The organism is Parvimonas micra (assembly GCF_037482165.1).
Classification (GTDB): domain Bacteria; phylum Bacillota; class Clostridia; order Tissierellales; family Peptoniphilaceae; genus Parvimonas.
In genome coordinates this window covers 631,913-648,542 of the sequence record NZ_CP148048.1, presented here as the reverse complement: position 1 = coordinate 648,542, position 16,630 = coordinate 631,913, and the positions used below count along the sequence as shown (strand labels likewise).

The following is a 16,630-nucleotide window of genomic DNA, read 5'->3' as shown; positions in this document are numbered from 1 at the left end:
TTTACAAATAAATATTTTTAATATCAGAAATATAATATAAAAAAAGTTGGACTATAATTTAATAATCCAACTTTTTATAATATTTTTTAATTCTTTTATTTCTTTCTTAACACTTTAGAAACTTCAGCAACAACAAAAGGTAAGAATGCAAGTGGTATAGCAACTGCTAACTCTTTTATTCCTAAAGAAACAGTATCAAAGTATGGTTGTAAGAAAGGTACATATACAACTACTAACATCATAAAGAAAGATAATGCCGTTCCATATACCAATGTTTTATTTGAAAATATTCCAATATGGAATAATGTAAATCTACTACTTCTAACAGAGTAACTTCTTAGTAGTTCTGCTGTTATAAGTGTAAAGAAAGCCACTGTTCTTGCTCCTTCAATATGATTAGGATAATGATGCATTCCATAGAAATATGCACCAAGTGTTGCAACTGTAATTGCTATAGATTGAGAAATTATACTATAAATCATTTCTTTATCTAAAATTGCCTCATTTGGATTTCTTGGTGAAACTTGCATAATATCTTCATCACCTTTTTCAACTCCAAGTGCTAGTGCAGGAAAACTATCTGTGACTAAATTTAACCAGAGTAATTGAATTGGTATAAACGGTACAGGTATATTTAAAAGAATAGATATTAAAACTATTAAAATTTCTCCTACATTACAAGATAATAAGAAAGAAACAAACTTTTTAATATTTGAGTAAATTATACGACCTTCATGAACTGCTGATACTATTGTGGCAAAATTATCATCCGTTAATATTACATCAGAAGTATTTTTTGCAACATCTGTTCCTGTTATTCCCATAGAAACACCAATATCAGCTCTCTTAATTGCAGGAGCATCATTTACCCCATCGCCTGTCATTGCAGCAATATGTCCGTTTTTCTTTAAAGCACTAACTATTTGCACTTTATTTTCAGGACTTACCCTTGCAAAAACTCGTGTAGTTTTGACAACTTCACAAATTTCTTCTTCAGTCATTTTGTTAAGCTCACGACCCATAATAGCCTTTGAATTTTCATCTAAAATTCCTAAATCTTTTGCAATAGCAACTGCAGTTTCTAGATAATCTCCAGTTATCATTATAGGAATTATTCCTGCTTTTTTACATTCTTTGATTGCTTCTTTTGCTTCTGGCCTTGCAGGATCTATCATTCCCATAAGACCAACAAAAACCATATCTCTTTCTATATTTTCTGAAGTTTTATCTTCAGGTAATGAGTCAAATTTTCTATAAGCAAAAGCTAAAACACGAAGTGCTTGTTTAGCAAATTGACTATTTTGTAAAAGAACTTTTTCTTTTAATTCTGAAGTAAATTCTTCTTCTTTTCCATTAATTAAAATATATTTACAATTATCTATTATAATATCAGGTGCACCCTTTGTAGCAGATATAACATTAGATGAAAATACATTTTCATTAAATGTTGTCATCATCTTTCTAGTTGAATCAAATGGTATTTCTGCTACTCTTTTATGATTGTTATTTAATTCATCTTTAGTAATGCCAACTTTTTCTGAAAGAGTAAGCAATGCACCCTCAGTAGGATCTCCTGCTATTCTATACATATTTTCATCTTTAAGTAGTTTTGCATCATTAACAAGAGTTGAAATTTTAGAAATTGAAATAAAATTTTCTATTTCTTTAGCATTAACTTTTTCTCCGTTTAAATATATATCTCCAACAGGTTCATAACCAGTTCCTTCTACATCATAAACTAGATTATTTACAAAAACTTTTTTTACAGTCATTTCATTTTGAGTAAGAGTTCCGGTTTTATCAGAACAAATTACTGTTGTAGTTCCTAATGTTTCAACTGCTAAAAGTTTTTTTACTATAGCATTCTTTTTTACCATTTTTGTCATACCGAGAGATAAAACTATTGTAACTATTGCGGGCAACCCTTCAGGAACCGCTGCAACAGCTAGTGAAATTGCAGTTAAAAGCATAAGTAAAAACTGTTGTTTATACAAAAGCCCAACTATAAATACTACAATACAAACTCCTATTGTTATCAGTCCAAGAGATTTTGAAAGACCAGCTAGCTTCTTTTGTAGTGGAGTGTCTTCATCTTCAAAAGAATCAAGAGTTGTTGCAATTTTACCAATTTCCGTATTTTCTCCAGTAGAAACTACTACTCCTTTTCCTCTACCATAAGCAACAATAGTAGAAGAGTAAGCCATATTTTCTCTATCACCAATCTCAATTTCTCCATCATAAATCTTATCTGAAAATTTTTCAACAGGTACAGATTCACCAGTTAAAGAAGCTTCATCAATCTTTAAAATAAAACTTTCAATTAATCTTAAATCTGCTGGAATAATATCACCTGTTTCAAGCTCTACAATATCTCCAACCACAATTTCTGGAGAAGGAATATGAATTAATTTTCCATCTCTATAAACTTTTGCCATTGGACTAGCCATTTTTTGTAAAGCTTCTATAGCTTTTTCTGCTTTTCCCTCTTGATTAAGTGAAAGAATTGCATTAACAATTACAATAGCTATGATTATAAAAGCATCTGTTATTTCACCAACTATAGCTGACATAATGCAAGCTCCAATTAAAATTAAAATCATAGGGTCTTTAAATTGGTCAATAATTTTTGAAAGAAGTGATTTTTTATTCTTTTCTTTTAACTCATTTCTTCCATTTTTTTCTAAAAGCTCTAAAGCTTTTTTACTTGAAAGTCCATTTTTATCATTGCTTCCAAGTTCATTGATACATTCATCAACACTTTTGTTGTACCAAAACATAATTTATCCTCCTTGAATTAAGGCTTTTTTTGCATAAAAAAAACCTTGTTTAATTAAATTAAACAAAGGTCTTGCTTCCTATTGAAATAGTTAGGTGTTTAGCCGGGATAAACCGTATTGACGACTAAACAAAATTAGCTACTCCCCTTTATTAGTTATATTATACTAAATTTTAAAAAATTTTTCAAGTAATTTTAAATAAAAATAATACTACAACATTTCGCTAATCTTTGCATTGAATGAATATTTAAAACTTTATTTTTTAACATTAACCTCAACATTCTATAATGTTTATATCGAGATATTTCCTAGAAATCTTGCTGTTTCACAAAAAAGGTGTTTTAAAAAATTTTTAAAACACCTAAAAATTTATTTTTTTATAATTCTAACAGCAGTACCTGAGCAAGTAACCATCATCATTCCATTTGATGCTCCAAGCATTTCATAATCCATTTTTAGTCCAACTACAGCATTAGCTCCAATTTCATTAGCTCTTTCAGTAATCTCATCTAAACTATCGTCTCTTGCACCCATCAATTCTTTTTCATAAGAAGATGAACGTCCACCAAATATATCCCTTAGACCTGCTTTAAAATCTTTTAAGAAACTTACTCCAGTAATAACTTCACCGAAGACAACTCCCTTATATTCAACAATTTCATATCCTTCAATATTATTTGTAGTTGTAATAATCATAGAAATATCCTCCTTTTTTTATAATATTAACACACTTGTAAAATGTTATCAATAGTTTTTCTACTAATATATAAATTAATAAAGGATATTCTATTTTGTTTTTATTTTTACTTTTTCTAATACAATATTACCTTTTTTTACATCTAAAAATAATTTTTCATCACTTAAAATTTGATTCTTTAAAATTTCATCTGCAATTTTATTTTCAAGTTCTGATTTAATAATTCTTTCAAGAGGTCTTGCTCCATAAGACTTATCAAAGCCCATATCAGATAATTTTTTTATTATTTTATTACTATATCCAATATTTAACCCAATATTTTTAAGTCTTTTTTTCAGTTTTTCTAGTAAAAGTTCTGTAATTTTCAATATGTCTTTTTCATCTAATTTTGAAAATACAATTATATCATCTACCCTGTTTAAAAATTCAGGCTTAAACATAATTTTTAGTTCAGAATTAACAATTTCTTTAATTCTATCATATTCCTTTTCTTCTTCATCCTTTTTTGAAGAAAATCCTAATGTATTCTTCTTTTCGATTGCAGATGCTCCTACATTAGAAGTCATAATAATTACAGTATTTTTAAAATTTACTGTTTTTCCTTGAGAATCTGTTAATCTTCCATCATCTAGAATTTGAAGAAGCATATTAAATACATCTGGATGTGCTTTTTCAATCTCATCAAACAAAACTACACTATATGGTTTTCTTCTTACCGCTTCAGTTAAATATCCACCTTCTCCATATCCAACATATCCAGGAGGAGATCCAACTAGTTTAGAAACTGTATGTTTTTCCATATATTCACTCATATCAATTCTAATCATATTTTCTTCAGATTCAAATAAAAGATTTGCTAATGATTTTGCAAGATAAGTTTTTCCAACACCTGTAGCTCCAACAAATATAAAACTACCAATAGGTTTACTACCCAAAGATACTCCTGCTCTAGATCTCTTTATAGCATTAGTGACTCTATCAATAGCAGTTCCTTGTCCAATAACTATATTCTTTAAATTATCAGAAAGAGATAGATATTTTTGACTTTCCTTTGCTGTCAATCTATTAACTGGAATTTTACTCCAGTCTGAAACAACTTTTGCAATATCATCATACTTTAAAATTAAATTTTCATTATTTTTCTTATCTTTTTTTATCTCTTTAAGTTTTTTTATATCTTCTAGATTTTGTTCATACTTATTTTTTAATTCTTGAGCTTTTAAAAACTCTTGATGTTCAACAAATTGTTTAATTTCTGATTTTAACTTTATATTTTTTTCTTTCAAATAAATGATATCATCTGGATTTAAATATGATTTAATTCTTAACATAGATCCAGCTTCATCAATTAAGTCAATTGCCTTATCAGGTAGAAATCTATCTGTTAAGTATCTATTAGATAATTCTACAGCAGCTTTTATTGCTTCGTCTGTGATTACTATCCCATGATGTTTTTCATACTTTTCTTTTAAGCCCATTAATATGTTTATAGTTTGACTAACTGTAGGTTCTAAAACTTCTATTGGCTGTAATCTTCTTTCAAGAGCAGAGTCCTTTTCAATATGTTTTCTATATTCATCGATTGTTGTGGCACCAATTAATTGTATTTCTCCTCTAGCTAAAAATGGTTTTAAAATATTAGCAGCATCAATAGATCCTTCACTGCCACCAGTTCCAACAATATTATGAAATTCATCAATAAACACAATTACATTTTTATTTTTCATAATTTCATTTAACGTATCTTTTACTCTTTTTTCAAAGTCTCCACGATACTTACTTCCTGCAAGCATAGCTGGTAAATCTAAACTATAAATTGTTTTATTTTCTAAAAACTCTGGAACATTACCTTCAACAATTCTAAGAGCAAGTCCTTCTACTATAGCTGTTTTCCCAACTCCAGCTTCTCCAATTAGAATTGGATTATTTTTTGTTCTTCTTAGTAAAATCTGCAAGATTCTATCTATTTCTTTATCTCTACCAATAACTTGGTCAATCTTTCCTATTTTTGCTCTTTCATTTAAATTAATGGTATATTTATCTAAAGTTTCTGTCATTACTCCACCATTATCTTCAGTATCTGAAGCAAAATTTATCTTTTCTTTTATATCAGCAGAAATACCTTCAGGACTTATATTTGCATCAATAAGCATTTTATATGCAAGACTTGTTTTTAGTTCCATTAATGAAATTAAAAGATGACAGGGTAAAACTTGAACATTATCAGATTCCATTGCAATATTAACTGCATTATCAACAACTTTCTTTGCATTTTTTGATAATTTACTTGCAACATTTGTAAAATCACCAAAACCCTTTTTATCTATTAAATAACCCTTTAAAGAATTATAATTTGCCCCAGCAGAAACGAGACACTCAGTCTCTCTACTGTTTATCTTCAAGAATGCAAGTAATATATGTTCAGTACCGATATAATCATCTTTTAAATAAAAAGCTTCATTAACAGCATAACGAATAAACTCATCCACACTTCTAATTACATTTTCATACATACAATCACCTCTCCTAAATTAACTTTATAATTATATTTAAAAGTTCTTTATCTCTCTCTTTATCATTTAAAAAAGTTAAACTTCTTATACTCATAAGACATTTATACAGTAAATTTATATCATAATCTACAATAAGTTCTAAACTTTGCAATAATATACAAAGAGAAATAAATTTACTAACTATAAATGGAGTTATATTTTCTCTATTTATCAAAATTTTTTTAAGTTTTTCATATTTTTCCCTATAGTAGTCAGTTTTTATACCTAAAATCTTCCTACGATTATCTATTTCTAAATTTACTATCTCACTAATATATTTATCCATTTTTCTAATTGCTGAAAATTCTTCTGATTTAGGATTGGAAAATTCTGCAATATAAAAATCATCACATAATCCTATTTTTGATAAAGAATAAAAATTTATCCCTATTTTTTTCATTTTCTTTTCTAAAAATTCAGTTGTTTTATAGTATTTCAAAGATGGAATATGTAAAACACTAATCATTTTTAATCCATTACCTATTAAGTTAATGTCTTCAAAAACATATCCAAAATTTGTATTAAATGAAAAATCAAGTTTTTCATCTAAATCAGATTCTAATCCATAAGCAAAATGTCCGCATCTCAGAAAATTTACTCCCGGAAGTTTTCCTGTAAATCTAAGATGTTCTCTAATATTTATATTCATATAAACAAATCCATCATCTCTTGATGCTATATATGAATTTTCTCTAAAAATATCATTTGAATCTATAAAAAGTCCATCATTATAATATTTTATGATTTGTTTTTTTGAATTCACTTTTTCAAATGAAAATCTATCACTATAATACAATTTATAGAATGAAGAACAAATTTTATTATATAAGTTAATTTCGTCATTAAAAGTTAACATATAATTAAAATTATAACCTTTTACATTTCTATAAACATCAACTTGACTTGAAAGGGAAATATATTTTTCAGAAATTTTTCCTAAGAAATTACTCATTAATTTTTCTCCTAAGTTTAAGATTTTTATTTTCTAAATCTTCAATAGTATTTTTTAAAATATCACATTTTAAAAATTCTTCAACCTCTATACAATGGTTCAACTCTCTTTCTAAGTCTGCAATTTTTATTATATTATCAAAATAAATCTTTGTATATTCAGGTACTTTACCTTTATATTTTTTAAAATCGTCTCTTAATAATCTATCGAGAATATCTGAATAAATAAGACTTGGTTTTAATTTCTTTTTTCTTATCAATTTACAAATTGTTTCATAACAACATGGACATACTGTTCGATTTGTAAAAATCATATCCTTTACAGATGTTTTACATCTTCTACATTTAACATTTGAATTAGAAATTTGACCTTTAAAATTAGAAAACAAATCATCTTTTTCACTAGATTTTAAAAATTCAAATAAATTGTCATATTCATTATCTGATATTTCTTTTTCATAACTAATTGTTGCAATTTTCCTAGTCATTTTTCCTCCCAAATGAATATAGAATATTTAGTAATATATTTGCTCTTAAACTATCTTTTGCTTTAGTATCAATACAAAGAGAGTTATCACTTATAGCATGTAATATAATAAATCTTTCTCTTTTTGTAATATATCCTAATTCAAACAATCTGTCTACAATCCTTCTACCTTCATTAAAAGTAATTACATTATTTTCTAAATAATCAAAAACAGAATTAAAAAATACATCTTCATTTGAAAGAGTTGAAATTTTTATATAACCACTTCCTCCTCGATGACTTTCAATATAATATCCATTTGTGGAGGAAAATCTAGTTGTTAAAACATAATTTATTTGAGAAGGTGCACAAGAAAATTTACTTGCTAAATCATTTCTACCTATCTCAATAATTCCATCTTCCGAATTTTCTAACATTTCTTTCAAAAATTTTTCAATAACATCACTAATACCTGCCAAAAGAGCACCTCCTGACCTACTTTGACCTTTATTATAATATACCCAATGATTTTTACTATTTTACATTTTAAAAAAATTTTTAAGTTTCAAAGTATTTTCTATATCAAAAAAAGTTGAGTAAATTTTTAATATTAACTCAACTTTATTATTGTGAAACAACAAGGTTCCCAGGACCCACCCGATGCGAAGCATCGTGGAAAGGTAGGGTTCTTGTTTTAAACTAATCATATTACTAGAGTTTATTATCCAACTGCAGTCATAACCTTTCCAATATAATAAATCCCATAAAGTAATGCTGCAACAAAAAACAATCTAAACATATAAGTTAAACTAGTAGAAAAAAATCTCTTTTCCTCTGCAGTATTTCTATGAAAACTCAAAATAAAAATTATAAACTTAAGTAGAATACTTAATATAAAAATAATAAAACCATATCTAAAAACTATTCCTACTATAAAAAAACCAATTTCATAACTTATCATTCCAAGAGAAAAACCAATAACAAAACTTAAAATTAAAAACAAATCCAACGCTATTGAACACCTAAATAAGAATTTTATTATAGTTTCTTTATCTTTTGTAAAATTATTTAATAAATTATTAATTTTATTATACATACAAATCTCCAATACAGTAATTACAATACTATGGTGATTATAGCATATTACTTTTATATAATCAATTTATTCTTATGATTTTAAAATTTATTAACAAGAAAAGCAATGAAATATTTCATTCATTGCTTTTTATATTCAATATTAAGTTATAAATTTTTAATTAAAAATTATTCAAAATATATCTAACCGTATTCTTTACATTTTCTTTAAATTTAGCAAATCCCTTAAGTTTTTTTGTAGGGAATTCATTTCCATAAAGAATCTCATAAGCTTTCAAAGCTTTATTTACTTTATTAACATAATTCTTCGTTTCAGCTGAAGGTATAGTATATAGACTGACTCCATCACTAGAATATTTTGAGTCTTTCAACCAAGTTTTCACATTTCCTATACCACCATTATAGGCCGCATAAACTGTATCCATATTACTAAAATTTTGCATTAAATATTTTAAATAGTATGTTCCAACTTTAACATTAGTTTCGGGATCATTTAAATCTAAAGAATTAGCATCAACATTTAATAACTTTGCTACATGTTTAGCGGTATCAGGTAAAACTTGCATTAGACCTTTAGCATTAACTTTACTTACTGCATCGCTTTTGAAATTACTTTCAACTCTCATAATGGCTAGAACTACTTTAGGATCTACACCATATTCATTTGAATATTTTTGTATTTCTTCAATATAATTTACTGGATAATTCTGACCACCATAATATACAGCACCTAAAAATAGTGCCTTACATATAATAACTATAGTAACTATGGTTATTAATACTTTTTTCCAAACTTTCATTTTCTTTTTCTTTTTAACTTCATCTTTTTTTTCTTCTTCAACACTTTCTTCAAAAAATTCTTCGTTAGAATTAGCTATTTCACTTTTAACAGAATTAGTATCATCTTCTTTAATATCATCACGTACTGAACTTAAATCTGTTAATTTTGTTTTTTTCATATCTAATGAATCTTGATTATCTAAATTTTCTAAATCAATATTTTCAGTGTTTTGCTCTTGAAAAAATATAGGTTGCTTTTGTTCACCAAATTTTTCGTCAGCATTACTTAAATCTTGATTTTCAGAAATTTCATTATTAGAAACGACATCATCAATTGCTTTAGATTCTAATTCTTCATCAGCTACTTGTCTAAAAGCCCCCGTATCATCATTGTTGTCTTCAAATTCTTCTACTATATTTTCTGGTTCATTTTCTTTTTTATTTTTCTTTAATCTTCCAAAAAACCCCGACTTTTTTTGTTCGTTTATACAACTATTTTTAAAAAATAAATCAAGTTTATTTTTTAAATCTTCAAAATTTCCGTTATTCTCAACAGTTAAAATATCATAGTTTTCATTTTCAAACTCTGATTGAATTTCCATAATTCTATGAGCAATTTCTTCAGTCATTCCTTTTCTTTCCATTAGCCTTTTAAATCTAACTTCATCACTTGCTGTTATATTCCATACTTCATCAATATCAATTAATTTTTCTAATCTATCTATTGATTCATTTAATAGTGGAATTTGTAAAAAAACAACATCTGCATCAGAGTTCTTAGCAATATTAACCATATTTTTTAAAATGACTGGATGAGTTAAAGAATTTAGCTTTTCTCTATTTTCATCACTAAAATAAATTGTTCTTCTTAGCTTTCCTTTTGATATATTACCCTTCTCATTTAAAATGCTATCTCCAAATTCTTTTACTAGAATTTTATAAAGTTCAGCACCTCTTTTATATAACTCTTTAATTTGATCATCTGCATCCAAAACTAAATAATTTTCATTTTTTTCCTTAATAAAATTAGCTAAACTGCTTTTACCACTAGCAGCTTGACCTGTAATAACAATATATTTCTTATTTTGACTCATACCAATTCCTCCCTTCACAAACATCAACTTTCAATGGCAAATCTAATTTATATACATTTTCCATAGAATCCTTTAATATCTTCTTAACAATTTCTTTTTCACTTTCTTCACACTCTATTATAAGCTCATCGTGAATTTGTAAAATTAATTTTGCATTAACATTTTCTGAATTTAATCTTTCATAAACTTTAATCATAGCAAGTTTTATAATATCTGCAGCACTTCCTTGTATAGGAGTATTCAAAGCAATTCTCTCACCAAAACTTCTAATATTAAAATTTTTTGAATTAATTTCTGGAATATATCTCTTCCTGTCCAAAATAGTTGTTACATAGCCATCTTTCTTAGCTTTATTAACTATTTCTTCCATATATTTCTTTATACTAGGATAAGTATTCAGATATCCATCAATATACTGTCTAGCTTCATTTCTTGTAATATTTAAATCTTTTGAAAGACCGTAATCGCTTATTCCATAAACTATTCCAAAATTTACAGCCTTTGCACTTCTCCTTTGATTATCTGTAACCTCATTAATAGGAACACCAAAAACTTCACTTGCGGTTTTATAGTGTATATCTAAATCATTTTTAAAAGAATCAATCATAACAGAATCTTTAGATAAATGTGCTAAAACTCGAAGCTCAATTTGTGAGTAATCCGCATCAATAAATACTTTATTTTTATCTGCTACAAATACCTTTCTAATATTTTTCCCTTCTTCACTTCTTATTGGAATATTTTGTAAATTAGGATCTACTGAACTAAGTCTTCCAGTAGCAGTAATCATTTGTTTAAAAGAAGTTCTAACTCTGCCATCATCCATAATATATTCCAATATACCATCTAGATAAGTTGAAATTAATTTATTCAAAGACCTATACTTTAAAATATAATCTGCAATCTCATGCTTTTTAGATAACTTTTCTAAAACTTCAACATCTGTTGAATATCCTGTTTTTGTCTTTTTTACAACAGGCAATTTCATTTTGTCAAATAAAATTACTCCAAGTTGTTTTGGAGAATTAAGATTAAAGACTTCACCAGCTAATTCATATACCTTTTGTTCATACTCATTTGCAAGTTTAGAATACTCCTCATTTAATTCCTTAATCATACTTTTATCTACTAAAACACCCGTGCTTTCCATATCTGCTAATACTTTTACTAAAGGTTTTTCAACATTTTCGTACAACAAAATCAAATTATTTTCTTTGCATTTTTCAATAAAAATATTGTATAATTTATAAATAGCAAATACATTTTGAGAAATATATTTAAAAATAATATCCTCTTCAAATTCAAAAAAAGTCTTTTTATTCTTTCCTTTTCCTGAAATCTCTTTTAGGTCTAGAATTTCTAAATGCAATAATTCGTTGCTTACTTTTCCAATGTCATAATTTCCTTTATTAGAATCAAATAAATATTCTAAAATCATAACATCTTCATAATTTTTAAATTCTAAATTATTTTTTAATGCAAAATACAATTCTTCCTTTATATCGTAACCAATTATATTTACATCCAAATTACAAAACTTTTCAAAATCAGATAGTTCAAAATCTTTACAAATATAAGCTTTCTTGTTATAGTTTGAATAAATTCCAGTATAAAACTTTTCCCTATAAATATATCCTTTATCAGAGAAAAATTTTATTGATATTGCATCATCATTTTTTATTTTTTCAAAAATTTCTGAAAAATTAATAACCTCAAAATCAATTTTTTGACTTATTTTTACGTCATTTTCTTTCTTTATATCTTTAAAATGCTTGCTTATAATACTCTTAAACTCTAAATTTTCTAATTTTTCAAGATATTCATTAGAAACATCTTTAATTTCAAAATCTTCAATATTTCTTGCAATAGGAACATTCAAAAAAATCTCTCCGAGATGTCGACTCAAATAGGCCTTATCCTTTTCATTCTCAAGATTTTCTTTTAATTTCCCTTTAAGATTATCTAAATTTTCATATAAATTTTCAAGATTACCATATTCTTGGATTAACTTTAAAGCAGTTTTTTCTCCAACTCCTTTAACTCCAGGTATATTATCTGAACTATCCCCTTGAAGAGCTTTAACATCAATTAATTGTTTAGGAGAAAGTCCATATTCTTCAAAAATTGATTCATTATTCATAAGTTTAATTTCACTTATACCTTTTTTAGTTAAATAAACTAAAATATTCTCATCAACCAATTGTAAATAATCTCTATCTCCTGTAAAAATATCTACTTCAAAACCTTCTTTTTGAGCAAGTTTTGCTATAGTTCCTAAGATGTCGTCAGCTTCATATTCATCAAGTTCTAAATAATTTACATTCATAGAAGAAAGCAAATCTTTTAAAATTCCAAATTGGTAAGTTATTTCATTAGGTGCTTTATCACGAGTTCCTTTGTAATCTGCAAATTCATTATGTCTAAAAGTTTTTGACCCTTTATCAAATGCAACAAAAACATGAGTAGGCTTTATTAATTCTAAAGCCTTATAATACATATTTAAAAAGCCATAAACTCCATTAACAAAAACACCATCTTTAGTTGTTAAATTTCTTATTGCATAAAAAGCCCTAAAAATAAGACTTGACCCATCAATTAAAAGTATTTTTTTCATTTTATTCTCCAAAATATATTCTATCATAAAAATTATTAAACTTGTTCTTTTTTTCTATTAATGTTATCGTGTTGAATCTATTATAGCATAATTCCCATAAGATAAATCAATTTTTGTTATTATGCTGAAATTATTATAAGTTTTACCACTTGGCGAACCATATTAATTATAACATAATTCCTGTATTATAGCTAAATTTTGGTTATTATGTTGAAATTATTATAGTTTTACCATATGGTGTAAAACTATATTAATTATAACATAGTTCCTATATTATAACTAAATTTTTGTTATTATGCTGAAATTATTATAGTTTTACCACTCGGCGTAAAACTATACTAATTATAGCATAAAGTTGAGTATTTTAAAAATTTTATTAATATATTGACAGCTTTGTTTTTTTATGATATTGTAGTATTGTAAAGAAGTTAATTTAATGATTTGATTGTTTTATGGAGGTTAATATGAAAAAATTTTTGATACTTTGTACATTGATTTTATCAATGGGATTAGGATACAATAAAGTAATGGCAAATGAACATTTTGAACCAACTCACAAAAACACTAAATCCGGAAAAGAATATGGAATTAAAGAAGAATATAGAGTTAGAGAACTAGAAAATGGAAAATTAGAAATTGAATTTAAAAAAGGTTTTTTTACGATTGTAGATAAAGATGAAATTTCTAGGATTTGTGATTTGGATGCTACTGAAGATATGACATCTACTAATTCATTTGATATTAACAAGTTCAATACAGGAATAATAGTAAAATTTAAAACTATAAAGGTTTATGGAAATTCATCTAATTTCCCATATAATAAGTATTATGACGAATATGATAATGATACAAATTGTTGGTATGGAAATAACTTAACACTAAAAGAAATAGTATGTAAAGATGAAAATACTTATGTAGCTATTTATGGTGAAATATTAGTTATAACATGTAAATAAATATATTTATTTTTTAAAAAGAGAAGTTTTTCTTCTCTTTTTTAGTCTCTACGATAAAAATTTGGCATATATATTAATTTTATGATATAATTACAATGATTATATTATTTTGAATGGAGTTATTATGTTTAAGTTTGATTTTAATGATAAAAAATACAAAAATATACATTTCATCGGTATTGGTGGAATTAGTATGAGTGGAATTGCTAAACTACTTTTAAAAAAGGGATATAATATTTCTGGAAGTGACAGAAATACTTCTAAAGAAATTCAAATATTAGAACAAAATGGCGCAAAAATATTTATAGGTCAAAAAAAGGAAAATATTGAAAATCCTGATTTAATTGTATATACAGATGCAATTTTACCGGATAATGAAGAATTAATAAAAGCAAAATCTATTGGAGTTCCTTGTGTAACAAGAGGACAGTTTTTAGGTGCATTGATGAGAAATTATACTCATTCTATTGCAATTTCGGGTTCACACGGAAAGAGTACAACTACGAGTATGATTTCAAAAATTTTAATTAATTCCCCATTTGACCCATCAATTTTAATTGGTGGAAATTTAGATGAAATTGACGGAAATGTTCTATGTGGAAACGAAGATTATCTTGTAACAGAAGCCTGTGAATTTAAGGCAAATATTCTTCATTATTATCCTAGTATGGCTATTATTTTAAATATAGATGAAGATCATTTAGATTTCTATAAAAACTTGGATCATATTGTAGATACTTTTATAGGATATATGAAAAATTTGGATGAAAATTCAAAAGCTATCATTAATATTGATGATCCAAACTGTCTTCCACTATTAGAACATATCAAAGGAGAAACTATTACATTTGGTATAAATAATGAAAATGCTACTTATAACATTACAAATATAAGTTTTGATAAAGTCGGACATCCTTGTTTTGATATTGAAAATGAAAAATTCGGAAAACATCATTTTTGTTTAAATATAATAGGCAGACATAATATTTACAATGCAGCTGCTGCGATTATAGCAACTTATGAAACAGGAATAGATGTTGAATATATTAAGAATGCTATTTCAAAATATAAAAATTTACACAGAAGAATGGAAGTTTATGGAGTAATAGGTAATGGTAAAAAAGCTACTATTCTAACTGATTATGGACATCATCCAAGAGAAATTAAAAGTTGTCTAAGTTCAATTGCTGAACATAAAGAAGGCAGACTTGTGTGTATTTTCCAACCACATACTTATTCAAGAACAAAAGCTTTATTAAATGACTTTGCAAAATGTTTTGATGATTGTGATGAAGTTATTGTTACTGAGATTTATGCTGCAAGAGAAAAATTCGATCCTACTATTCATTCAATAGATTTAGTTGAAAAACTAAATAAAAATGGAGTAAATGCTATATACCTAAAAACATTTGAAGAAGCAAGAGATTATATATTCGAAACATTTAAAGATAAAGATACTATAATTACAACAGGATGTGGAAATCCACATGAACTTGCAAAAATGATTGTAGAAGATTATAAATAATTAAAAGAAAAAGACAGAAAATATAAAATTTTCTGTCTTTTTTATTATTTTTAATATTTCTTATATTTTGTTAATATATTATGATTTTTCATAGCGACTTGAACTATTTTTGAAAGTGCATAATAATTTACTCTGTTAGGATAAAAACACGCTGGGTGGTAATAATCAATTATTAACTTATCTTTCCAGATTGCAAATAATGGAGAATTTTTATAATCATAAATTATATCTTCATCTTTTAAAACTTCCATTAGATATCTGAATGTATATCCACATAATATAATATCAGGATTAATTAAAAGAATTTCTTCCTTTAACTCATCTAAATCTTCATTTAGAAATTTTTCAAGATTTTTTTCTTCTGAATGAGAGTTACCGTTACTTTTTTTTATATTACATACAGCAATCTTATCAATGTTTTCTCTATAATTATTTTCATCCAAATACGAAATATCACCTAAAAAAGCATTATGTATGGCTTGTGTCCAGATAGAAACTTTTTTCCACATAGACCAAGGTTCTTTATTTTTAAGTTCTTTAACTAAATCTGGTAAGTCATACTTTCCTTCGTAAGTATATGCCTCTTTTAAAAAATAACATATTTTAGGACAATCCATATTATACCATATATCAGGATTAACTATTCCGTCCCTTATAAAATATTTATATCCATTAGAAAAGTGTTTTTCTTCCCATTTTTTAAATAAATTGTCTATCGATTTTGAATATATAGTAATTTCATTCATATTTCCACCATAATTTTGTATTTCAAAATTTAATCAATAAAAACTTTAAAATCCGGAAAATGATCTACTACCTTTAGTTTTACATCTCCAAATCTTTCTACAATTTCTACTTTAATAACTTTACTTGAAAAACTATTCCTATCTTCAATCGAAATCTTAAAATCAGGATTATAATCAACTATTTGTACTTTAAATATCTGCACCATATTTTACTCTTTTAAAAGTTGGTTTTTTTCCTTTAAATAATAAAAAATCATTTTTGCTAAATTTTGCCATCTTTAATCCTCCTATTTTACCAAATATAAAAGCATTATTATATATTGTCAAGTTTTTTATTAATTTTCACAAAATTATATTAATATTAACTAGTATATTAT

At 25.8% G+C, this 16,630-nt stretch carries 13 protein-coding genes; 2 read left to right on the top strand and 11 right to left on the bottom strand.

Annotated elements, in window-relative coordinates; genetic code table 11:
* Positions 1-95: 95 nt before the first annotated feature.
* The 9 genes from WFJ11_RS03180 to polA all read right to left on the bottom strand — a co-directional run bounded on the left by WFJ11_RS03180 (position 96) and on the right by polA (position 13,026).
* Complete coding sequence (locus tag WFJ11_RS03180) at positions 96-2,777, bottom strand: calcium-translocating P-type ATPase, PMCA-type (RefSeq protein ID WP_338817680.1); 2,682 nt, start codon at positions 2,775-2,777, stop codon at positions 96-98.
* A 369-nt stretch (positions 2,778-3,146) separates the two neighbouring features.
* Positions 3,147-3,473, bottom strand: a complete 327-nt coding sequence (locus WFJ11_RS03175; protein WP_293439855.1) for a heavy metal-binding domain-containing protein — start codon at positions 3,471-3,473, stop codon at positions 3,147-3,149.
* A 90-nt stretch (positions 3,474-3,563) separates the two neighbouring features.
* Entirely contained in the window at positions 3,564-5,987 is a 2,424-nt protein-coding gene (locus WFJ11_RS03170; RefSeq protein WP_338817679.1) for an ATP-dependent Clp protease ATP-binding subunit, read from the bottom strand.
* 13 nt (positions 5,988-6,000) lie between these two features.
* The gene (locus WFJ11_RS03165) at positions 6,001-6,978 is read right to left on the bottom strand and encodes an ATP--guanido phosphotransferase (RefSeq protein WP_338817678.1); all 978 of its coding nucleotides are present in this window, start codon (positions 6,976-6,978) and stop codon (positions 6,001-6,003) included.
* Complete coding sequence (locus tag WFJ11_RS03160) at positions 6,971-7,465, bottom strand: hypothetical protein (protein WP_338817677.1); 495 nt, start codon at positions 7,463-7,465, stop codon at positions 6,971-6,973. Before WFJ11_RS03160 ends, WFJ11_RS03165 begins: the two co-directional genes overlap by 8 nt.
* The gene (locus WFJ11_RS03155; RefSeq protein ID WP_009372373.1) at positions 7,458-7,922 is read right to left on the bottom strand and encodes a CtsR family transcriptional regulator; all 465 of its coding nucleotides are present in this window, start codon (positions 7,920-7,922) and stop codon (positions 7,458-7,460) included. The genes WFJ11_RS03160 and WFJ11_RS03155 overlap by 8 nt, the downstream gene beginning before the upstream one ends.
* A gap of 242 nt (positions 7,923-8,164) precedes the next feature.
* Positions 8,165-8,539, bottom strand: a complete 375-nt coding sequence (locus WFJ11_RS03150; RefSeq protein ID WP_338817676.1) for a hypothetical protein — start codon at positions 8,537-8,539, stop codon at positions 8,165-8,167.
* A 160-nt stretch (positions 8,540-8,699) separates the two neighbouring features.
* Entirely contained in the window at positions 8,700-10,412 is a 1,713-nt protein-coding gene (gene coaE / locus WFJ11_RS03145) for a dephospho-CoA kinase (protein WP_293439860.1), read from the bottom strand.
* Positions 10,399-13,026 carry a DNA polymerase I gene (polA, locus tag WFJ11_RS03140; protein ID WP_293439861.1) on the bottom strand — a complete coding sequence of 876 codons (2,628 nt, stop codon included), beginning with the start codon at positions 13,024-13,026 and terminating at the stop codon, positions 10,399-10,401. The genes coaE and polA overlap by 14 nt, the downstream gene beginning before the upstream one ends.
* A gap of 464 nt (positions 13,027-13,490) precedes the next feature.
* On the opposite strand from polA, the gene WFJ11_RS03135 reads away from it, so the two are divergent.
* Together WFJ11_RS03135 and murC are read left to right on the top strand one after the other, a co-directional pair.
* Positions 13,491-13,982 (top strand): hypothetical protein, encoded by a 492-nt coding sequence (locus WFJ11_RS03135; RefSeq protein WP_293439862.1) that lies wholly within the window; start codon positions 13,491-13,493, stop codon positions 13,980-13,982.
* Between the two features lie 124 nt (positions 13,983-14,106).
* Positions 14,107-15,507 (top strand): UDP-N-acetylmuramate--L-alanine ligase, encoded by a 1,401-nt coding sequence (gene murC, locus WFJ11_RS03130; protein WP_269753037.1) that lies wholly within the window; start codon positions 14,107-14,109, stop codon positions 15,505-15,507.
* Between the two features lie 50 nt (positions 15,508-15,557).
* Here the strand turns inward: murC and WFJ11_RS03125 are convergent, their stop codons facing one another.
* Together WFJ11_RS03125 and WFJ11_RS03120 are read right to left on the bottom strand one after the other, a co-directional pair.
* On the bottom strand, positions 15,558-16,253 hold the full coding sequence (locus WFJ11_RS03125; protein ID WP_293439863.1) for a hypothetical protein: 696 nt from the start codon (positions 16,251-16,253) through the stop codon (positions 15,558-15,560).
* Positions 16,254-16,282: 29 nt separating this feature from the next.
* Positions 16,283-16,459, bottom strand: a complete 177-nt coding sequence (locus WFJ11_RS03120) for a hypothetical protein (RefSeq protein ID WP_293439864.1) — start codon at positions 16,457-16,459, stop codon at positions 16,283-16,285.
* Positions 16,460-16,630 lie beyond the last annotated feature (171 nt).

What these genes read in the sequence shown, in the direction of transcription:
- WFJ11_RS03160 (WP_338817677.1), bottom strand. Translation starts at nt 7,465, where the DNA reads ATGACTAGGAAAATTGCAACAATTAGTTATGAAAAAGAAATATCAGAT.
- coaE (WP_293439860.1), bottom strand. Translation starts at nt 10,412, where the DNA reads ATGAGTCAAAATAAGAAATATATTGTTATTACAGGTCAAGCTGCTAGT.
- WFJ11_RS03175 (WP_293439855.1), bottom strand. Translation starts at nt 3,473, where the DNA reads ATGATTATTACAACTACAAATAATATTGAAGGATATGAAATTGTTGAA.
- polA (WP_293439861.1), bottom strand. Translation starts at nt 13,026, where the DNA reads ATGAAAAAAATACTTTTAATTGATGGGTCAAGTCTTATTTTTAGGGCT.
- WFJ11_RS03165 (WP_338817678.1), bottom strand. Translation starts at nt 6,978, where the DNA reads ATGAGTAATTTCTTAGGAAAAATTTCTGAAAAATATATTTCCCTTTCA.
- WFJ11_RS03150 (WP_338817676.1), bottom strand. Translation starts at nt 8,539, where the DNA reads ATGTATAATAAAATTAATAATTTATTAAATAATTTTACAAAAGATAAA.
- WFJ11_RS03180 (WP_338817680.1), bottom strand. Translation starts at nt 2,777, where the DNA reads ATGTTTTGGTACAACAAAAGTGTTGATGAATGTATCAATGAACTTGGA.
- WFJ11_RS03120 (WP_293439864.1), bottom strand. Translation starts at nt 16,459, where the DNA reads ATGGTGCAGATATTTAAAGTACAAATAGTTGATTATAATCCTGATTTT.
- WFJ11_RS03170 (WP_338817679.1), bottom strand. Translation starts at nt 5,987, where the DNA reads ATGTATGAAAATGTAATTAGAAGTGTGGATGAGTTTATTCGTTATGCT.
- WFJ11_RS03125 (WP_293439863.1), bottom strand. Translation starts at nt 16,253, where the DNA reads ATGAATGAAATTACTATATATTCAAAATCGATAGACAATTTATTTAAA.
- murC (WP_269753037.1), top strand. Translation starts at nt 14,107, where the DNA reads ATGTTTAAGTTTGATTTTAATGATAAAAAATACAAAAATATACATTTC.
- WFJ11_RS03135 (WP_293439862.1), top strand. Translation starts at nt 13,491, where the DNA reads ATGAAAAAATTTTTGATACTTTGTACATTGATTTTATCAATGGGATTA.